This is a genomic window from Nocardia speluncae NBRC 108251 (genome assembly GCF_001613245.1).
In the GTDB taxonomy this organism is placed as follows: domain Bacteria; phylum Actinomycetota; class Actinomycetes; order Mycobacteriales; family Mycobacteriaceae; genus Nocardia; species Nocardia speluncae.
Genome location: NZ_BDBZ01000028.1, coordinates 98,598 through 119,324, shown reverse-complemented (window position 1 = coordinate 119,324; position 20,727 = coordinate 98,598). Strand labels below are relative to the sequence as shown.

The 20,727-nt window shown below is 67.8% G+C and carries 15 protein-coding genes; 3 read left to right on the top strand and 12 right to left on the bottom strand.

What is annotated here, in order from left to right; translation table 11 throughout:
• Nucleotides 1-20: 20 nt before the first annotated feature.
• From trxA to NS6_RS22260, 7 genes are all read right to left on the bottom strand, one after another.
• A complete protein-coding gene (gene trxA, locus NS6_RS22290; RefSeq protein WP_068044799.1) occupies nt 21-353 on the bottom strand; it encodes a thioredoxin in 333 nt (110 codons plus the stop codon).
• A gap of 95 nt (nt 354-448) precedes the next feature.
• Nucleotides 449-1,438 (bottom strand): thioredoxin-disulfide reductase, encoded by a 990-nt coding sequence (trxB, locus tag NS6_RS22285; protein ID WP_068044798.1) that lies wholly within the window; start codon nt 1,436-1,438, stop codon nt 449-451.
• Between the two features lie 132 nt (nt 1,439-1,570).
• Complete coding sequence (locus NS6_RS22280; RefSeq protein WP_157112885.1) at nt 1,571-2,425, bottom strand: RsmA family anti-sigma factor; 855 nt, start codon at nt 2,423-2,425, stop codon at nt 1,571-1,573.
• Between the two features lie 129 nt (nt 2,426-2,554).
• The gene (gene sigM, locus NS6_RS22275) at nt 2,555-3,088 is read right to left on the bottom strand and encodes an RNA polymerase sigma factor SigM (RefSeq protein WP_247610744.1); all 534 of its coding nucleotides are present in this window, start codon (nt 3,086-3,088) and stop codon (nt 2,555-2,557) included.
• A gap of 311 nt (nt 3,089-3,399) precedes the next feature.
• Complete coding sequence (locus NS6_RS22270) at nt 3,400-7,179, bottom strand: lipid II flippase MurJ (RefSeq protein WP_245669460.1); 3,780 nt, start codon at nt 7,177-7,179, stop codon at nt 3,400-3,402.
• 1,271 nt (nt 7,180-8,450) lie between these two features.
• A complete protein-coding gene (locus NS6_RS22265; protein ID WP_068044794.1) occupies nt 8,451-11,054 on the bottom strand; it encodes a DUF6049 family protein in 2,604 nt (867 codons plus the stop codon).
• Nucleotides 11,051-11,587: an NUDIX hydrolase gene (locus tag NS6_RS22260; RefSeq protein WP_084471300.1), complete on the bottom strand. Its 537-nt coding sequence runs from the start codon at nt 11,585-11,587 to the stop codon at nt 11,051-11,053. The genes NS6_RS22265 and NS6_RS22260 overlap by 4 nt, the downstream gene beginning before the upstream one ends.
• Before the next feature lie 102 nt (nt 11,588-11,689).
• Here NS6_RS22260 and NS6_RS22255 point away from each other — a divergent pair, with 102 nt between their 5' ends.
• Complete coding sequence (locus NS6_RS22255) at nt 11,690-13,150, top strand: CCA tRNA nucleotidyltransferase (protein ID WP_068044790.1); 1,461 nt, start codon at nt 11,690-11,692, stop codon at nt 13,148-13,150.
• A 9-nt stretch (nt 13,151-13,159) separates the two neighbouring features.
• On the opposite strand, the gene NS6_RS22250 is transcribed toward NS6_RS22255, so the two are convergent.
• Nucleotides 13,160-13,984: a hypothetical protein gene (locus tag NS6_RS22250; protein WP_068044896.1), complete on the bottom strand. Its 825-nt coding sequence runs from the start codon at nt 13,982-13,984 to the stop codon at nt 13,160-13,162.
• Nucleotides 13,985-14,237: 253 nt separating this feature from the next.
• On the opposite strand from NS6_RS22250, the gene NS6_RS22245 reads away from it, so the two are divergent.
• Complete coding sequence (locus tag NS6_RS22245) at nt 14,238-15,791, top strand: glycoside hydrolase family 183 protein (RefSeq protein ID WP_084471312.1); 1,554 nt, start codon at nt 14,238-14,240, stop codon at nt 15,789-15,791.
• An 8-nt stretch (nt 15,792-15,799) separates the two neighbouring features.
• Here NS6_RS22245 and NS6_RS22240 read toward each other — a convergent pair whose 3' ends face one another.
• The 3 genes from NS6_RS22240 to NS6_RS22230 are packed head-to-tail and all read right to left on the bottom strand — an operon-like array spanning nt 15,800 to nt 18,114.
• On the bottom strand, nt 15,800-16,660 hold the full coding sequence (locus tag NS6_RS22240; RefSeq protein ID WP_068044788.1) for a 5-oxoprolinase subunit C family protein: 861 nt from the start codon (nt 16,658-16,660) through the stop codon (nt 15,800-15,802).
• The gene (locus NS6_RS22235; protein ID WP_068044891.1) at nt 16,657-17,337 is read right to left on the bottom strand and encodes a 5-oxoprolinase subunit B family protein; all 681 of its coding nucleotides are present in this window, start codon (nt 17,335-17,337) and stop codon (nt 16,657-16,659) included. The genes NS6_RS22240 and NS6_RS22235 overlap by 4 nt, the downstream gene beginning before the upstream one ends.
• Before the next feature lie 24 nt (nt 17,338-17,361).
• The gene (locus NS6_RS22230) at nt 17,362-18,114 is read right to left on the bottom strand and encodes a LamB/YcsF family protein (protein WP_068044787.1); all 753 of its coding nucleotides are present in this window, start codon (nt 18,112-18,114) and stop codon (nt 17,362-17,364) included.
• Nucleotides 18,115-18,721: 607 nt separating this feature from the next.
• On the opposite strand from NS6_RS22230, the gene NS6_RS22225 reads away from it, so the two are divergent.
• Nucleotides 18,722-19,327, top strand: coding sequence for a DUF8020 domain-containing protein (locus NS6_RS22225; protein ID WP_068044786.1), 606 nt, complete (start codon nt 18,722-18,724; stop codon nt 19,325-19,327).
• On the opposite strand, the gene NS6_RS22220 is transcribed toward NS6_RS22225, so the two are convergent.
• Entirely contained in the window at nt 19,318-20,709 is a 1,392-nt protein-coding gene (locus NS6_RS22220; RefSeq protein ID WP_068044889.1) for an MFS transporter, read from the bottom strand. The genes NS6_RS22225 and NS6_RS22220 overlap by 10 nt on opposite strands.
• Between the last annotated feature and the right edge of the window lie 18 nt (nt 20,710-20,727).

Genomic DNA, 20,727 nt, shown 5'->3' with positions numbered 1-20,727 from the left:
CGGATGGCCTATTCGAGACGTCAGATGATGTCTTCGATTTCCCGCAGGAGTGCGGCCTTCCCCTTGGCTCCGACGATCTGCTTCACCGGCTTGCCACCGGCAAAAAGGATCATAGTCGGCACGCTCATGACCTGGTAATCGCGGGCGGTATCAGGATTGGCATCGATATCGAGCTTGGCGACGGTGAGCTTGTCGGCGTGTGAGCCCGCGATCTCCTCCAGCACCGGGGCGACCATCTTGCACGGTCCGCACCAGGTCGCCCAGAAGTCGACCAGCACCGGCTTCTCGCTCTGCAGGACAGCATCGACGAACGAGGTATCGGTGACGGTAACCGTGTTGGTGGTCTCGGACATGGCTGTTCTCCTTGGTTCTCCGGACGCTCGTGCGCCCGAGGCTGGGGCGGGCAACCGGAACCCTGTGGCTCAGTTGCCCGGTGAGCCCACCGGACTCAATCGGCTGCCGAAACAGCGACGGGCTGGTCGGCGTGCGACAGCGTATTGCTGGTGATATCGCCCTTTTCGGCCAGCCAGCGCTCGGCGTCGATGGCGGCCCGGCAGCCGGTGCCGGCCGCGGTGATGGCCTGCATGTAGGTATGGTCCACGAGGTCACCTGCGGCATAGACGCCGGCGACCGAGGTCTCGGTGCCCGGATCACGCACGAGGACATAGCCTTCCGCGTTCAGATCCACCTGGCCGCGGACGAGTTCGCTGCGGGGGTCGTGACCGATGGCGACGAAGAGACCGGTGACGGGGAGCTCGGATGTTTCCCCGGTGCGGGTATCACGAAGGGTCAACGAGGTGACGCTTGTCTCGCCGTGCACCTGGATCACTTCGGCGTTGGTGCGAAACCGGATCTTCTCATTGTTCTTGGCGCGTTCGAGCATGATGCGCGAGGCACGGAATTCGTCGCGCCGGTGTACGAGGGTGACGCTGGAGGCGAACTTGGTGAGGAAGAGCGCCTCTTCCATGGCCGAATCGCCGCCGCCGACCACCACAATGTCCTGGCCCTTGAAGAAGAAGCCGTCGCAGGTGGCGCAGGCGCTGACACCGCGACCGAGTAGTTCCTGCTCACCGGGGACATTCAGATAGCGGGCGGCCGACCCCATGGCCAGGATCACCGCATGTGCCTCATAGACATCGTCTCCGACGGTGACCTTCTTCACCTGGCCGGTCAGATCGATGGCGTCCACGTCTTCGGTGCGGATATCCGCACCGAAGCGTTTGGCCTGTTCCCGCATCTGTTCCATCAGATCGGGGCCCATGATTCCGTCGCGGAATCCCGGGAAATTCTCGACCTCGGTGGTGGTCATCAGGGCACCGCCGAACTGGGTGCCCTCGAACACCAGCGGCTCGAGTTCGGCGCGGGCGGCGTACACGGCGGCGGTGTAACCGGCCGGTCCGGAGCCGACGATGATCAGGTCGCGAACTGGCGTGCTCATGGGGCCCTTCCGGAGAAAGCTGATGGGGACGTCTCGGTCAACAACAGGGTAGACGGGCTTTGTTCCCGACGACGGCCTGTACCGGGCCGCGACGAGCGTAACGCGCACGGCCGGAGCGAGCCGGAGGCATCCTCAGCCGATATCGGTGATCGCCGTCAGCAATTCCGGGTTGCCCGGTCCGCACGCGGGGCCGACGACGAGTGCGGTGACCTGCGCACCGTTTCGCCCGCCGACGAGTATCAGCACCGCGTCGTCCCGGTCGCGGAACCGCATTTCGGTGGATCCGAGCACTGGGCGATCGACCCCGGCGGCACGGACACACGCAACGAGCGCCGCGGGGTCGGCCAGCCGGCCGGGCACATCGTGGCGGCCCAGGGCCCGCAGCGCGATGGCCGTATCGAACTCGGCACCCGATTCTGTGCCTGCGGTGCCGGTGGGCGCGGCAGTCGGCGCCGTTTCGCCGTCGGGCCGAATGCCGACCAGTAGCGCGGCGCCGGCGCAGATCAGCACCGCCGCGGCTGCGGCGATGGCGGCGGTGAACCGCCGGCGCCGACGATGGGCGTCCAGCGATATCGGCGCTCCACCGGCCGGGGCTGCCGCCGGAGCGGGCCGACCCGACCTCATCGTGGCGCCGAATCTTGCGGTGAGCGCCGGCGGAGAGGCCGGGATATCGCCGAGTGGCACCGTTGCCTCTACCGGCTCAGCGGTATCGGCGCCGTCCTTGCGGCCGGCTTCGCTCCCGAGGGATTCGGCGAACGCCTCCAGCCGGGCCGCGATATCCGTCGGCATCGGCCGGACCACCTGATCGGACTGGGCGAGGCCGGTGAGGGATGTGCGCAATGCGTCCAGCGACTCGAGATAACGCCGAGCATCCGGATCCTGCCGGACCGCCGGCCAGAGCCGGGCCTCGAGCTCGGGGTCGATATTTCCGGCGTGCAGATCGGCGAGCAACTCCGTGGGGAAAGGAGGTTGCGGAACGGGGCTCATGTCCTTCGCACCTCCAATGCTGCTGCGTTCATCTGGCTCGGGTTTCGATTCCGGGATTCTGCGGTTGCACTCCGGTGAGTACATCCCATTCGAGAGGGAAAATGTGTCACTGGTTTGGACGCGTCGGCCCTACATCCGGTTCCCCTCCCCGTTCAGCGAATCCAATTCGGCCTTGAGCCGTTGTCGCGCCCGCGCACATCGGCTCTTGATCGTTCCCACCGGAACACCGAGTAGGCCGGCCGCATCGGCGACGCTGTACCCCTCCACATCCACGGCCACCACCGCCGCACGTTGGTCCGGTGGGAGCGCGAACAGGGCACGTTCCAGCACTATGGAGATATCGATACGGCTGTATTCGTCGGCGTAGTCGGATATTTCGGGCCAAACCTCCGGCGGGAGGACCACGTCCCGCCGGGCGCGATTACGCCGGATTCGGTCCAGACAGGCATTGACGACGATGCGGTGCAACCAGGTGCGGACCCCCGATTCACCGCGAAAGGAGCCCGCGTTGCGATGAGCCGACAGCAGGGCTTCCTGGAGAGAATCGGCAGCGTCCTCGGGGGTGTAGCAGACGCGCGCGGCGGTCTGCCAGAGATGGTCGTTGTGCCGGCGGACCAGCTCGGCGAAGGCGTGTGGTGCCCCGGCAGCGTGTGCTCGCAGCAATTCGGTATCCGAGGTGATATCGAACCCGGATTCTCGCGTCTCCGCCCCAGGAGCCGGCGCTGTCCCCCCGCGAACCCCCGCATTCAATTCGGACGACAATAGCCAACCCCTTGGACAACTGCCCACGACAGCTTCGGCGCGGCGCGAGCCGGCCGGTGGTGATTACTGCGTGTACTCAGCGAGCGGAACCGTACCCCTGATCCCACCGGCTCCCTCCTGGGAGCGCGGATCGTGATCATATCCCGGCTGTTACTGCGCGGCAACCGGATCAGGTTCCTCCGGATATCGTCACGGCGCGACGAAAGAGCAGGTCAGGACTTTGCTTCGAAACCCAGCTCGGCGATCGAGCTCTGGAACTGAGCACCGGAATTACCCAGGCCGGTGACCCAGATCAGGACGTAGCGGGCAGCCTGATCGCTCTGCACCGGCACCTCCGTGACCCCGTCGCCCAGCACCGCGGTACCGGCGAGCTGGGTCTGGTCCAGAGTGGGTGTTTCGGTGGGGGAGGTCCGGATCTCGACGGAGGTTCCCGGGGTCGGCGACGTGATGGTGACCTTGGTGAGGTTCGCCGGGCTCGGCAGTGTCGCCAGCAAGCCGACCCCCTGCTTCAACGCCGGGAACTGCTGGAAGTATTGGTCGGTGCTCCACGAGGTGGCCGGGTCACCGTCCATCGCCGCGGGCCCGCCGTCGGCGTCGTCCGGTGTGCCCTCCGGGGAGAACACCGTAATCCCCGAGATCGGCACCGGTACGCCGGCAGCCCCGGCGGGCGCACTCGGCGGGGCCGCCGAGCCCGGTGACTCCTCCGGCGCGCGACTGGTCGTCAAACCGATCACGCGCTGCTCGTTGAGCGGTTCACTGGAATCGCCCGGTGCGAAAACGCTCACCATCCACCAGATGACGATGCCGACCACTAGCGCGGTCAGGATCCCCAGGGCCACCATGATCCACATCATCCGCTGCGACTTCTCGCGTTCGGCGGCCAGCAGTTCTGGGTCGGCCAGCGATTCGTCGGCCGGTGCCGGGGCGCGCTGTCCCAGCCGCAATACGGGGATGAAATCGGTCTTCTGGTCCACCACCGACGCTTGTTCCAGCACGTGCTGGATGGTGGCGGCAGTGCGAACGCCCTTGTTCGGTTCCAGAGAGCGTACGGCCACGGCCGAGATCTCGAAGGGGACCTCCGGCCGGATCTGGCGGGGTTCCACGGGGGTGCCGTCGGAACCGAAATCGGCCAGACGCAGCCCGCCCACCGTGGCGGCGTTCCCGCTGACGCCGACGGTCCGCAGTGGCCACCGGGCGGTGATGAGCGCGTAGAGCATCGCGCCCAGACCGCGGACATCGCTCTGTGGGTCGGCATCGCCGAGGGTTCCGGGGAACGCCAGTACCGCATCACCGTTTGCACTGATGCGGATCCGGTCCGGATGGTCGATGGACAGTGCGCCGCCGCTGCGGTGCGCCATTTCGGTGGCCGAGGCCAGTACTCGGATGGCGCGCGCGGCGCCGATCGGTGACGGGACGATCTCGGCCATTTCACGCAGCGAACGCCCCGGTGTCCATTCGGCCACCACGATGCCGCCGGAGCTGCCGCGCACCACATCCAGTACACGCGCCAAGCCCGGTGAATTGATACGGCCCAAACGCAGCGTGCGGGACAGGATGGCCTGCGGACCGTCCTGTCCGGAGTCGCTCGCCGCCCGCTGATCGGCGTCGACGAAGGTCAGCGCCACTTCCCGATCGAGCTTGATATCGAGCGCCTGCCAGAACTTCAGGCCGCGCGCGCCACCGTGGTCGGCGAGCAGCCGGTATCGCCCGCCGGCCACGGAAGCACCGGCGATGAGTTTTGGCCCACGCTGCACCCGGCTCGCCTGCGTAATCGGTGGTACGGCGATCATCCCGGTGTCGTAGACCGGATCGGTGGCCGATACCGTGGCGCCGGTGCGCTGAACGCGCTCCTCGGACAGGTGATCGTCGGGCTGCTCAGCAGCTATGTCGTCGTACTGTGGCCCGCTGTCCGGCGTCTGCTCGGGCGGGTGGGCGGATTCGGCGGAACCGGTATCCGCACGCTGGGTGCGCGCTTCACCCGGCTCCGAGCGCTCCGGGGGAACATCGGTGGACAAGCGTCCGCTCGCCGGATTCCGCGCAGGATCGGCGGCTGGGACCTTGCCCACCGCGTCGTCGCTCACCCTCGGACCTCCTTCGCCCTGGTATGCCGCAAACTGGGCGGGTCTGCCACTTGTGCCGGTCTGCCGATCAGGGTACGGGAACTGGCCCGGCGCGGTGCGATCAACCGAGTCCGGGCGAATCACCGGTAGCACCATTGTGCTCTGTGCGTCCATGGCCGAATCGAAGCCGGAGTACGCGAGATACGGGTCGGGCCGCCGCAGGATCCGCGTGGTGCGCTCTTCTTCGGCCGGTTCGTCGAGATCCAGCGGGGGCGCCGGTGGGGTGATGCCGAGCCGCCGCGAAATCGCGACCGTGATGGCGACGACCTCGGGGATCCCGGCCAGGCGCATCAGCCCGAACGCCACCGCGAACATCACGATCGCAGTGATCACCACCCGGATGAACGAGCCCGGCCCGCCGAGGGAATCGGTGAGCCGGTCCAGGCCCATCACCCGGTCGGCGATGAGCATGACGGCGCCGCCGGCCAGCGAGGACAGCAGCACCCGGCTGACCGTACGTCCCACATTGGCCATTCGCAGATCGCCCAAGCTGCGGTGCAGCAGCCAGCCGCCGATCACCGCGCCGGTGGTGAAACCGAGGCCGGTGGCGATACCGAGAACGATCACGACCTGGTCGCTGCTGTCGGCGATGAGCGGGGCCAGCGCCGAGAACAGGATCTTGACAGCAGTGATCCCGAGGATGATCCACGTCGGGGTCCACGCCTGTTCGCGTGCGTAGAAAACCCGCAGATGGATCAGTACGAGCGAGTACGGGATCAGGGTGAAGGCCGAGAAACTGACCGCCATACCGAGGCGAGAGGCGTCCTCGGCGAAACGTGCGTACCCGAACAGTGCATCGCCGACCTGGGGCCCCGCGAAGGTCAGGAAGGTGACGATCGGGATCAGCGCGATCATTGTCAGCCTGGTGGCAGCCGACAGGTCGTCGACCACCGCGGGGGTGTCGTCATTGGCGGCGTTACGGCTGAGGCGCGGCATGATCGCGGTGAGCAGGGTGACGCCGATAACGCCGTACGGCAACTGCAGCAACAGCCAGGCATTTTGGTAGATCGCCGGCCCGGCTTCATCGGCGCGCGAGGAGATGTTGTTCGCGAAAATACCGCCGATCTGGCTGATCAGCACGTACAGAATGATCGCCGCGGCCATGGTGCCGAACTGTTTGAGCCGGTTGTCCATACCCCAGAGCGGGCGCAGATCGATACCTTGGCGGCGGATGGCCGGCAGCAGGCTGACCGCCTGCACGATCACGCCGAGGGTGACGCCGCAGCCGAGGACGAGCAGTTTCGGATCGCTCATCCGGACCGGATCCAGGGTGATCTCGCCGGGTGTCAAGGCGTAGAGCCCGAGCACCACCAGCACCACCACATTGTTGAGGACGGGAGCCCACGCGCCGGGTTTGAACGCCCCTCGAGTGTTGAGGATGGCGGTGAACAGGGCAGACAGCCCGTAGAACAATACGGCCGGGACCAGCAGGAAGGTCAGTGCCGTGGTGAGCGACGTATTGACCTTGCCGTCTGCGGAGACGAAAACGTGGGTCGCCAGAACCGGCGCCGCGGCGGTCGCCAGGACGGCAGCGGTACCGAGGATGACGGCAGCGGCCGTGACGAGCCGCCGGATGAACGCGGCGCCCTGATCGGGGTCCTCCTGTTCGGCCCGGACAAGTGTGGGCACCACGATGGCAGTGAGCACGGCGCCGAGCACCAGTTCGGCGATCATGTTCGGAATCAGGCTGGCCGACGTGAACGAACTGGCGATGGCCGGGCCGAGCACCGCGAGCAGCAGCAGCTGTTTACCGAATCCGGTGATGCGGCTGATCAGGGTGGCGATCGCGATCGAACCGGAGTCCTTGAGCAGCCTGGACTGGCTGTTGTCCGGCTTGTCCCCCGTGACGCCCGCCTCGCCCGGCTCGGCCACGGCAACTGCGGGCAGCGGGCCGGTGCATGGCCGGTTACCGGCGGCCGCCGGAATCCGGTTGGGCGCGGCGCGCTGCGGTTCGCGTGCAGGGGGGACCTGGCGCAGCGGCTGCGACGGCGGCGCCTGCCGGCGCGGTGGGGGCTGCGGATTCCCGGGCCGCGGTGCCTGCGGCCCCGGCCGGTTCGGCTGCCGCGGACCGGGAGCACCCGGATTCTGTGTGGGTGCGGGGTTCTGCCGATCGGCCGGGCGCGATGGCCGTTCGGGAACACGATTCTGCTGGATCGGCCGCATCCGCTGGGCCGGAAATGGTTCGGAAGCGGGCCCACTCGGGGGAGCGCCGGGCTCGGGCCGCGGCTGTTGCGGGGGCAGGGGCGGAACGGAACGCCGGTGGCCGGCATCGGGTTGTGCCTCGTATGGCCGGCCGGGTCCTGGCTGCGGACGCCCGGCGGGGGGTGCGGGTGGCCGGAACGCCGAGGGGCGATTCGCGGGCGGCACTGCGGGATGCGGTGCCGAAGGCGGTGCGGACCGTATCTGGTCGGGCCGTGCGCCGGCCGGTGGTTCGAGCGGCGGCATACCGGGCCGACCGCCAGGCCGCGGATTCGCAGGAGGCACCGGGGGCCGGCCGCCAGGAGGCGGGGGCGGTACGGCAGGCCGCGCGCCGGACGGCGGGTTTTGCGGCCGACCGGGCGCTGGGTTCCGGTTATCGGGCGCGGGGGGCCGCTGCCGGTTCCCGGCATACCGATCCGCCCCTGGATGCGGGCCCGGACCGGGGTCCGGATGCCGGGCCGGCGGGCCGGGGCGGGGTCCGGGATCGGCCGGCCGGTCGGGCCGGCGCAGCTGAGGTGGCGGCTCGCGGAAGGAATCGCGGTCGGTATCGCGCGGGTGGCCGGTCATCTCCGGCTCCGCTCCGGGAGACGGAGGCACCCGCTCCCACGGTGCGCTGGGTGCCCGCCGGCCTCGTGGACCGTCGGGCTGTGTACCGGGCTGCTGCCGATGAGCGGAGGATTCATCGTCGCTCATCATGCCTCCTGTATCGCCCGGACCCCCGTTTGCCGGTTGTCCCCTGTGTCGTGCCGAACACTTCGCCGCCGCTGCTGCGCGCAACGAACTGTACGGTGCGGACGGCATGCCGTATCCGGCCGCGCACCGGTACCCCGGACGGACCCGAAGCGCCGGTGCGCGCACCCCTCTATCTTCCATGCGACACCCGCGCCGGTCATCTCCCCAGGTCGTCCGGTGGATGACCTATCCGCGACATCGAGGAGCCCGGTTTACACCCGTTCGCGGCGCTGCACCGGGTGGCGACCGGTTTCCTGCGCTTCGGCACTCACCTCGGGATCGGTGTGACGGGTTTTGCGCCGCCGGGCCCGGCCCAGCCGGATCACTCGCCGCCGGATCCCCGGATCCACGCCCTTGTCGGCCGGATCGCGTTCGCCGTGGAACCGGCGCCACAGCCTGCGGCCGGCGAGCAGGAACAACAGCGCGGCCGCGCATGCGGTGATGATCGCCAGAATCTGCCCGTAGGCGTTGGAACGCACCGAAATCGAGGTGGCATGGCCGAGCGGGACCCCTTCGGGTGTGCTCAGCGATATCGGTACGACGAGGTTGCGGCTGTCACTGACCTCGGTCGGGATCTGGAACGAGCGGGTTCCGCGGGGTGGGAGCAGCTGTTCGCCGATATCGGTGATCTTCGTTTCCGGCGGTGCGTCGATCCGGAAGCGGATCCGCATCGAAATGGGCAGGTCGTTGCGTGCCACCAGCAGCAGCGGGCTCGATTCCGAGGCCAGCGTGTACACCCCGCCCGGTGGCAGCACCGTCACCGCGCGGTAGATCTCGTCCACCGCCGCGGTGGTTTTCTCGATTCGCCGCTGCGCGAATACCTCGGCCTGCCCGGTGGGGCCGCCGCGCCGATCCGACAGCGACAGCGCACGCACCAGATCGTCACGTAGCGGATCCAGGTAGGCGCGGGGGGTCGGTTGCGTGTCGGGTACCTCCACCATGGCCTGCATCAGCTGGGACAGGCGGTGCGACTGATCGCGGGCGGGTATCGCGAAATGCCCGGGGACTGCCTCGAGCGCGGCTTCCGGGAACGGAGACAGTTGATAGGGCGCCGGGTCGGGTGCCTGCCCGACCAGATCGTCGAACGGACGCGGATTCACCAGTTTGTTGTCCACCAGCAGTTCGAGCTGGCGCAACAGCGCGACGGCCTCGTCGCGGTTGGCGCCCCACTGCTGGGGCGGCATGATCAGCTGGGAGCGCGGGCGCCCCGGGGCGGCGTGCAACGCCTGCCAGGAAACCGCGCCCAGCGCATCCTGCAAACGTGCGCTGCGCGAATCGTTGGTCACCGGATAGCGGGCCGATTCGGGGACGTAGGCCGGGGTCGGTGGGTTGGAACCGATACCGGCGAGTGCCGCGGCGGGCCAGATATCGTAGGTCGCGACTCGCAGCGCGGGATCACGCGTCGAGGCGCCACCACTACCCGCCTGCTTTTGCGGTGCCGCAGCGTCGGGGGTCGGGGGCTGCCCCTCGGCCGGTACCGGACCACCGGCGGGGACGGCCTGCTGTCCGGCCTCCGCCCCCGGTGCGGGGGCGGCACCCGCGATACCGGGCAACCGCACCACGTCCGGCACCGGGGCGTAGGGGTCACCGGCCCCGCCCTCCGGCGCTACCGCGTTCCCCGCGAGCACCGCGGTTTCGAAACCCTGTGATTTCAGGAGCTGTGCCGCGGCCGGGTCGAGGCTGCTCGCATCGGGCAGGCTCACTCCGCGCACGGACCTGGTGTTGAGGACGGAATCGACGATCTGCGCGGGAGCTTCCAGTGCCCGTGCGGTGAGCGCCGGATCGTTGGCCGCCGCCAGCGCGGAAATATCGACCTGCGCGAACGGCAACGCCACCGTGCACATCGACGAGGCCAGCCCCCGCACTCGATCCAGCCACTGTTTCGCCGCCTCGGTACCCGTACCCGGCCGCGTCGCGCCATCGGGATCCGACGGACTGGCCAGGACCCGGTAGTCCTCGGTCATCGCCCGCACCGTGAGCAGCAGATCGGGGTCGACGGCCAGGCATATCGCCGAGGCCGGACCGTCCGCCGAGCGGTCGTCACCGACGACCGATTCCAACGCTGCGATCAGTTCGTCCAACCGGCCGCCGCGGCTCAGCGAGGCCGCGAGCTCGTCGTCGGTCAGTTCGACCGTCCGGTCCAGCTCGCCGGTCTGACCGGCCACCATCCGCGGCCGGTCGGCCACCGGCCACAGCAGTGTCGTCGACACCGCGGGGTTGGCCGGCGCGGGTAGCGGTGGGGCGCTACCGTCCGCGGCCGCGGGCAGGCCGAGTACCGGTAGCAGGAAACGGGCATCGTCCAACCGTGCCTGGCCACCGTAGTCCGGGGTTCCGTTGACATTCAGCAGTAGCGGATAGACACCGGGTTCGGTGATGTTCAACGATTCCGCGGACGCGTCCCGCAACGGCACCGACAGTGTGAACTGCTGACGCCCGCCCGGCTCCAACCGCACCGCGATGTCCTGGAATGGAGTCGGGTGGTCGTAGCTGGCCTGATCCAGCTTCAAAGTGGTGCGCAGCTCGCTGGGATCGGCGATGGCCTGCGACCGCTGCACCCGGACCGTCACGTCGTCCACGCCGCGGTCGCCGATATTGGTGACGGTGCCGGTCAGTGTCAGCAGCGGTTCGCTCGCGGTGGTCACCGTGCCCGGACTCACCGAATCCAGCGACAATTTCAGGAACTGGGGCGCATCGGAATCCTCGGCCGACCCGGTCGGCTGCGCGTGCGCGACGGTCAGTGGCAGCGCGGCCAGCGCCGACACCGCACCGAGGATGGTCAGGATCACGAAGATGATCCGACTCGGTCCACGCGTCATCGCTTACCGGTCTCCATCCGGTCGATCAGGCGGTTCGCCACCTCCGCCAGCCTGCGCTCGTCGGCGTAGGCGAGCCTGGAGTTCAATTCGCTCAACGGCACCCAGTCCACCTGGGTGACCTCCACATCCGCGTCGGATAGTTCACCACCGACCGAACGCAGCAGAAAATGGTGCACTGTCTTGTGTACCCGCCGCCCCTCGGTGACGAACCAGTAATCGATACTGCCCAATTCGGCGACCACCACGCCCTGAATACCGGTTTCCTCGGCGACCTCGCGAATAGCTGTCTGTTTCGAGGTTTCGCCCTCTTCGATATGTCCTTTGGGCAGCGACCATAGCAGCCGTCCCCGGCGGTCCGTCCGGCCGATCAGGGCGGCGCAGCGCTTCTCGGGTGGACCGTCCAGCCCATCGACCACCAATCCCCCGGCCGATGTCTCTCGCACCGTGCGCATACGCGGTTTCGCCGCACCACCGGCCGAACCACGGCGCCGGGGCTGGCGACGTCGACTGTTCGCGCGATCGGCCGGAGACACTACGCAATACTAGAGCAGTATCTTTTTGCGCCGCCTCCGGCGGCGCGGGGTTTCGGCCCCCGCGCGCCCGAGTCGCGCAAATAAACACAGTAAGGTTTTGCTGTGGTTTCGACGGAGTCCGAGGATGTAGTGCTGGATCGCCGTACTCGTCTGCTGGCGGCAGCGGCTGTCACGCTGGGCCGGCTTTCCGAGGTGCTGACTCCGTTGGGGGAGATATTCGCCGCTCGTGGTTTCCACTTGTATCTGGTGGGGGGCAGTGTGCGGGATGCGGTGCTGGGGCGGCTCGGCACCGATCTGGATTTCACCACCGATGCACGGCCCGAGCAGGTCCAGCAATTGCTGGACGGCTGGGCGGATCAGTTGTGGGATACCGGTGGGCTGGCGTTCGGGACCGTGAGTGCGGCCAAGAGTGGTCAGCAGTTGGAGATCACGACCTTCCGTAGTGATGCCTATGACCGGGTTTCGCGGAATCCGCAGGTCAGTTTCGGGGACAGTCTGGAGGACGATCTCGTTCGCCGCGATTTCACCGTGAATGCGATGGCGGTGAAGATCGCGGCCGACGGCGCATTGGAATTCGTGGATCCGTTGAACGGGATGGAGGCGCTGCTGGCGGGGGTGTTGGATACGCCGGCGGCTCCCGAGGATTCGTTCAACGATGATCCGCTGCGGATGCTGCGTGCGGCCCGGTTCGTTTCCCAATTGGGTTTCACTGCGCATCCGCGGGTGCGGGATGCGATATCGGAGATGTCGGCGGAGATCGAGCGGATCACCCCGGAACGGGTCCGGACGGAGCTGGACAAGCTGATCGGGGGCGCCTACCCGATAGACGGCATCAACATGATGTGCGAAACGGGGCTGGCGCAGCGGGTGCTGCCCGAGGTCCCGGAGATGAAACTGGAGATCGACGAGCACCATCAGCACAAGGATGTCTACTGGCATTCGCTGACCGTGCTGGAGCAGGCGATCGATCAGGAGGAGGGCGATCCCGACCTGGTGTTGCGCTGGGCTGCGCTGCTACACGATATCGGCAAACCGGATACCAAACGCAATGAGCCCGGCGGCGGGGTCAGCTTCCATCACCATGAGGTCGTGGGCGCCAAAATGGTGCGTAAGCGGATGCGGGCGCTGAAATATCCCAAGCAGTTCACCGAGGATGTGGCGCGGCTGGTGTTCCTGCATCTGCGGTTCCACGGTTACGGGAAGGGACAGTGGACCGATTCCGCGGTCCGCCGCTATGTCACCGACGGCGGGGATCTGCTGCCGCGGCTGCACAAGCTGGTGCGCGCCGATTGCACCACCCGCAACAAGCGTCGCGCCGCCGCGTTGCGCGCCACCTATGACGATCTCGAGGCCCGGATCGCCGCCCTGCAGGAGCGGGAGGATCTGGCGCGGGTCCGGCCGGACCTGGACGGTAACGCGATCATGGAGTTGCTGGGGTTGCCGCCGGGGCCCGAGGTGGGCCGCGCGTGGCGTCATCTGAAAGAGCTACGGCTGGATCGCGGTCCGCTGACCCACGACGAAGCCGAGGAGGCGCTGCGGCAGTGGTGGCAGTCGCAGCAGTGAACCGGCCGGTCAGAACACGATCAGGGTGGTTCCGGCCACGATGGCCGCGCGGATCTGCGCCAGGTCGAACGATCCGCTGACGGGTGCCACTTCGATCCGGAAGCGGACGAGTTCGCCCTCGCGGGCAGCGCGCCGTACCCGCGCCCCGCTCGGCAGTTCCGGTATCCGGATGGGTTCGGTGGTCCGCCACCGACGGGGCACGGGCATACCGAACCAGGTGGCCCGGTGGACATCGAGTTCGAGGAAGTCGTCGGTGATGGAGGCGTCCAGTTCGGCGCTGATCCGCCGGCGTCGATGGACCGCGCGGACGCGTCCCTGCTCGGTCGGCGTCAATTCCCATTCCCGCGCGCGGTTCGCGAAGCGGCCCAGCAGTGTCGGCAAGGTGACGGTGCCGTCGATATCGACCCGGGCCGCGCGGATCCTGGTCGGTACACCCGGTACCAGCCGGACCTCGTGGGCGATGACGGTGACCTCGGCGAGCGCAAGGCCGTCCCAGTCCAGATCCTGCAGCACGGTCTTGGTCTGGAAATGCGCGCCGCGCCGGCGCACTTTCAGTACGTCGAGAGTGCCGGTGAGGTGATGATCGAGCAGGGTCGCGCTGATCTCCCTGCCGCCGAACCGGCTCAGGATCCCCTCGCTGAGGATGGCGAGCACGGTATCCGGCAGCAGTGCGGTGACAGTGCCGGCGCCGAGGTCGGCCATGGGTTCCACCCAGGTGGTGGTATAGGTGATCCACTGTTCCAGCCGGGACTGCTCGAACAGTCGTTTGCCGAGGTCGACCGCCCACAGAGGGGAGAACAGGGAGGCCGCTCGGGGGTCGGAATGTGCCGCCATGATCATCTCCGAGGGTACTGGCCCGGACCGGCACGACACCATATGTAGTCGGCTGCGTCACCGTGCTGGACGAATGAGCGATCCGTGGCATCCGGCCCGGCGTTACCGGTGCGTCCCGATCATCAATGAGCACGATAGCGGCGAGGCTCGGGTAGGTTCACTGCGACAATGGCACTCGACAGGAGACAGTGAGCTGTTGACCGAGGTGGTGTGGAGTTTCCGTCCGGGTCGTTGCCGGCTCGTATTCCTCGGATTGGTACTGACGGGGTATGTGGGGATACCGGTGCCCGCACAGGCGGCGCCGCATCCGTGGGCTCCTCTGCCGGTGAACGAGTGCGGTGAGGCCGGGTTCGATCCGCTCGACCGCGCACCCGATCCATCCGCGCCTCCTCCCCCGCTGGTCCCGGTGCCACCACAGATCGATATCCCGATCCCGGTACCGCAGCTCACTCCCGTGCCGGTTCCCGATCCACCGCACGACAACACCCGGATCGTCGCGGATCCGCTTCCTGCCGACCCGTGCCGTAACCCGTGTCCGGATATCCGCGATACTCCCGAACCGGAGTCCTCGGACGAGGACGAGGACGGGGCCGCGCCGCCGGAGTCCGGTTCCGGCAGCGGTTCGGCCGCCGGTAGCAGTTCGGGTAGTGGTTCCGGTGATCCGGTGAAGTTGCCGAGAATCCAGATCGAACCGGAGATCGAACCCATTCCGATCCCGGTGCCCGGCGGACCGGGTGAGCCACCGCAACCCGCCCCGCCACCCGTGGTCAATCCGGCCGAACCAGGTCCCGTCGCGAGTCCGGCGGCGCTGCCCCGGGTGGAGTCGGCGCGCCTGGTCGAGCAGGTGACCGGGCACGGGTCACCCAATCGGACCGATATGCGCTGGCAGGTCGACGGAACCGATCTGGGTTTGATGTGGGAGACGAAACCCGGCGAGATCGCGGTGGTGTTCGGCGATACCTTCGGTGCGGGGTGGGTGCCCGGCGGCGCCGGCGGTGACGACGCGGATTGGCGCAGCAATATCCTGGCCTACAGCACCGACCGCGACCTTTCCGACGGGCTGCGCCTGGACACCATGGTGCAGGACAGTCGTTGTCATGCCGCCGAACTCCTGGGCAGCCGCAAGATCGAGAACTGGGAGACCACAACCATTCCCACCTCGGGTTTCGCCCTCGGTGAGCGCCAGTACATGAGCTATATGTCGGTGAACCGCTGGAGTCGCATACCGGGCCTGTGGTGGACGAACTACGGCGGTATCGCCTACTCCGACGACAACGGCAGCACCTGGGTCAAGGATCAGCACGCCAAATGGGAGAACCTGTTCGGGCTGAGCCGGTTCCAGGTCGCGGCGATGGTGCCGCACGGCGACCACGTGTATATGTTCGGAACACCCAACGGCCGGGTCGGTGTGATCGGGCTGGCCCGGGTGCCCAAGGACCACGTGCTGAACAAGACCGCGTACCAGTACTGGGTGAACGGCACCTGGGCGCCGGCATCGGAGAACTTGGCCACTCCGCTGGTTCCGGGTATCGCCAGTGAGCTCTCGGTGCGGTTCGATACCGAATCGGGACTGTGGCAGATGTCCTATCTGGACTCCGCGCGCGGTGCGATCGTGTTGCGCACCGCCGCGCAGCCGCAAGGACTCTGGACAGAGCCGGTGCCGCTGGTTTCCACCGCCGACTATCCCAAGGCGTACGGCGGGTTCATCCACCCCTGGTCCACCGGCCGGGATCTGTACTTCACGCTCTCGGAGTGGGATTCCTACAACGTGTACTTGATGCACGCCCGCCTGGCTCCGCCGGACTGATCCACCACTCAGACCGTACCGGCGCATCGGAACCGTATCCGCTGACCAGGCCGGGCTTGCGCAAACAGGTCGATATCGGCGTCCAGGACCACCGCGATCACCGGATAGCCACCGGTGATGGGGTGATCGGCGAGGAAGACCACCGGTTGCCCGCCAGGAGGCACCTGCACAGACCCGAGCGCCACCCCCTCGGTCGGCAACTCCGTTGCGCAGGCTTGCTGTAGTGCCGGCCCGTCGGCGCGCTCCAGGCGTGCTCCGACGCGGTCGGTGTCCCGCCCGACCGTCCAATGCCCGGTGAACAAGGCCGCCGGGTCGGTGAACCAGTCGTCCCGTGGGCCGAGCAGGGCACGGACCTCCATGAGGTCCGGGAGGCCGGGTTGTGGTGCCTGATCGATGTTCGGCCAGTTCAGCGGCGGCGGACCAGTGGGCAGGCGGGTCCCGGCGCGTAGCGGCGGCGGCCCGATACCGGAAAGGGTGTCGTAACTGCGTGAACCCAGGACCGGTGCGATATCGATGCCGCCGCGTACTCCGAGGTATGCGCGCAGGCCGGCCTGCGCGAAACCCAGCCGCAGGACCTGCCCCGCATTCAGGTACAGCACGCCGGCATGGCCGACCGGAGTCCCGTCGACGGTCGCCGGTGCCCGCGCCCCCGTGACCGCGACCAGCGTCCGCTCCTCGGCACGTACCACCAGGCCGCCGAGGAGAACCTCGATACCCGCATCGTGCTCCGGGTTTCCCACCAGCCGGTTCGCCAGCCGCAGTGCCCCGCGGTCGGCCGCTCCGGCCGGTCCGACACCGGAATCGAACCAACCCGGCCGCCCCAGATCCTGGACGGTGGCCGTTGGGCCGACTTCCTCGATCACGATCATCGGTCGACAGCCGCATCGACGAAGCGGACGAGTCCACCGGCCCGGATCAACGCGGGCGGGTCGCGTTCGGTATCCCACATGACCAGATCGGTACGGCCGATGAGTTGCCAGCCACCCGGGCTTTGCCGGGGGTATACGGCCGAATAACCGCCGGCCAGCGCTACCGAACCCGCCGGAATCCGGGTGCGCGGTATCGGCCGCCGCGCGACAGCGAGCCGTTCGTCCGGGGGTTCCAGATAACCGAAGCCCGGCGCGAAACCGACGAAGGAGCACCGCCACACCGTGCCGGTATGCGCTGCGACGACTTCGTCGGGACGCAGGCCCAACGCACCGGCCACCGCAGACAGATCCGGCCCGTCGTAGTGGACCGGAACCCGTACGGTTTCGTCGCGTGGCAATGTTCCACGGGAAACATCGCCGGGAACGGCCTTGTTCACCGCGGCGACCAGCCGCTCGATTTCCGGTCGCAGCCGATATGCCGACTCCGGCGAATCCAGGGTCACCAGAACGGTTTCCGCTGCGGGAAGTAGATCGACAACACCGGGCAATGACCGTTCGCGCAGCTCCGCGGCCAGATCGGCTACCCGGTCCGCGTTCGGGATGCACAGGTATGCCCGATCACCGGCGGGCCGCAGCAACGGACCGGCCTCGTCCCGGCTGCGTGATGACCGTGACACCGCACTCACCTCGTTCCCGCTCGTTCAGGTGAACGACGCTACCGCGATCCCCCCGTCCTCGAGGGTGGCCCGGATCCGCCGGGCCATCTCCACTGCCGCCGGAGTATCGCCGTGTACGCAGATACTGTCGGGCGACACCGTGACCGTGCCGCCGCCCGCGGCTCGCGCGGTCCCGGTTTGCGCCAGCGTCACAGCTTGGGCGAGTGCCGTATCGGCGTCCAGGACCGCCCCCGGGGTGTCGCGCGGAGCCAACCCGCCGGTCGCGGTGTAGGCGCGATCGGCGAACCCCTCACTCACGAACCGGATACCCGCGAGCGCCGCCGATTCCGGCAGGTGAGTTCCTGCCGGTCCGAGCAGGACCAGCGCAGAATCGTATTCGCGGAGCGCGGCGACGAGGGCGTCGGCGAGGGCCGGCTGCGCCGCCGCGGCATGGTAGAGCGCCCCGTGCGGTTTCACATAACGCACCCGATCCCCTGCGGTGCGGGCGAAACCGTCCAATGCGCTGATCTGGTAAAGCGTTTCGTCCCGTAGTTCCGCCGGGTCGACGGCCAAGGCTCGCCGGCCGAACCCCGCAAGATCCCGGTAGCCGATATGCGCTCCGATCCGGACACCTCTCTCCACGGCCTGCGAACAGGTGTGTCGCATGATGGAAGGGTCGCCGGCGTGGAACCCGCAGGCGATATTTGCGCTGGTGACGATATCCAGCATGGCGGCATCGTCGCCCATTTTCCAGGCCCCGAACCCTTCGCCGAGGTCGCTGTTCAGATCGAGTCCCACTTCGGTCCTCCTTCCGCCTGCTCCTATTGTTCCCGCCCGCCGGCCAGGCGACACCCTCGACCGGCTCGTGCCTGTGGGCCGGATTCGAATAGTGCGGTGAGAAGCATCGATGTGTTCAATTTCCGGGTCGCGATTGCGGCGGTCCGGTCACCGGACGATCGCTCTCGAATTTTGGGCAGTTTTCGAGTATCTGCGCAGTCGCCGGCGACGTTTGTCTACGCCGGCTCACCGAATGTGCGGCGGGTGATACTTTTCACACAATAAGTCGGCTTCGTATGGAACCGGGGCGGACGCATGGGAATTTCATCCGATGATCACCACGGCAATTACCGGGTGCCGGCGAATCGGTGGGAACTGCCGGCAATTGCTGTGCGGCCGGACTTTCGGCACGAGTACCTCGCATTGTCCGGTTTTCAAGTGTTCTATCGGCCCATGAGGCGATCATAAAGTTATTCCGTGGCAAATTCTCGGACGCAGAAGCCGAAGCCGTTGCCGCGCATCAGGGCTCGAACAACCTCGCCGAAGTTGCGGAATCCGATCGGGCCCGTAGTACTGTCTGGCCGCGGCCGGCCCAATACAGGGTGGCCGAATTCTGGGGAGGATCGAAATGAAATTAGGAAAATTCGGTGCTGTCGCATTCATGGCAGTCGCCGCCGTCGGTATCACCGCCGGTGCCGCGAACGCCGCGCCCGCCACGGCCGAGGGGGTGACAACCGCTGGACAGCAGCAGGGCATCGAGTACCAGAGCACGCTCTCCAGCGATGCGCGCGAGGTGACCACCACCGTCGACGCGGGAACGTTCACGCTCACCGACAACGGCACCACCGTCAGCCTGATCGCCGCCGACGGCGCGGAGATCGCCGAGGTCCCGCTCACCTTCGAGGTGGCGGGCCGGTCGATCCCGGTCGGTCACGATATCGCCGACAACGGCCGCAGCCTGACACTGACGCCGGAGGTCGCGCCGGCCGATATCGCCGAGCTGAAGAACATCAGCTCCTTCGACCGGTTCATCGACCAAGCCAATCAGAACCTGATCGGCATGATCGCCGGCGGCGTGCTCGGCGGCTTCATCGGCGGTCTGGTGGGCCTCGGCATCTTCAGCATCATCACCGGTCCGGTGGGCATGGTGACAGGCGCCCTGGTCGGTGGCGCCGCGATGGGTGGCCAGCCCTTCATCGATGCGCTGACCGCGGTCGCCACCGGTCAGCCCTGATCCCCGACCACCGCGGATCCAGCGGGCGCATCCCGGCCGGGATGCGCCCGCTGTCGTTTGTGGCGCCGGTTGTTCAGCAGCAGGGCGACTATGCCCGCCCCGTAGCACCCCGCCCCGGTCACGATCACCGCAACCGATCTGCCGTCCGCCGGGACGACCACCGCGGTCAGTGCGACCGCCAGCACGAACGCGATATTGAAGACCGTGTCCTGCAGGGCGAATACTTGTCCGCGGCGGTCATCGGCGATATCGATCTGCATGGCCGCGTCACCGGTGAGTTTGATGGTCTGGCCGGCCAGGCCGAAAAGGAATGCGCCGGCGAGCAGCAGGTGGTGCGCGCGGCGGGTGGCGTCGGCGGAATCGGCCAGGGCGGTCGGCAATACCAGCGCGAGTTGCACGACGATCGCGCAGGACAATCCCAGCAGAACCGTGCGTGCCCGGCCCAGCCGGGGAATCAGGAACGGGGTCAGCAGAGCGGCGAGCAGCATACCGGCGGCGGTGGCGCTGATCGCGACACCGAAACCGATGAGCCCGCCGTCGACCGTGGTCGCACCGGACGGCGATTCCCGCAGCACCAGCACCATGATCAGCGTGTTGGCGCCGAAAACGATGCGGTGGGCGCCGATACCGATCATCGCGGTGGATACATCCACCGAGCCGCGTACCGCCCGCGCCCCCACCAGCAGCCCGGTGAGCACCGCGCGCACAGCACCCGCCGTCCTACCGGGCTGCATTTCCGGCCCGAGGGTGTGCGGCCGGAACCCGGTGGCGAGTAGCGCACCGGCCACCGAACCGGTCGCGCTCAGCGCGACTGCCACCGCCGAGCTGGTATCGCCGGCCCCCACCGCCCCGATAACGGCTACCGCCGCAGCCGCCCCCACCGCCGCGCAGGCCGAGCCCGCTGTCGCCAGTACCGAATTGGCCGGCACCAGCCATTGTTGCGCCAGCACTCGGGGTAGCGCCGCCGAGACACCGGCCGCGGTGAACCGGCTGATCCCGACCACCGCCAGAGCCAACAGCAACAGCGGACTCGCACCGATGCCGGCCAGCAGCCCGAGCGTTACCGCGATGATCAGCAGCCCCCGCACGATATTGGCCACCAGCAACACCAGCCGCCGGTCCCACCGATCCAGCAGGGCGCCCGCATAGGGCCCGATGATCGAATACGGCAGCAGCAACACCGCGAAACCGGCTGCGACCGCAAGCGGGTCGGTCTCGCGTTCGGGGTTGAACAGAATCGCACCGGAGAGCGCGGCCTGGAACATCCCGTCGCCGAACTGGCCGGCGAACCGCACCAGGGTCAGCCGCAGTGCGCCGGGGCTCGCCCGGACCGCCGCGCGGATAGCCCGCAGGTCGTGTCTACGCTTGCCCGTATCGGCCACCCGGTCCGGTGCGGCAGG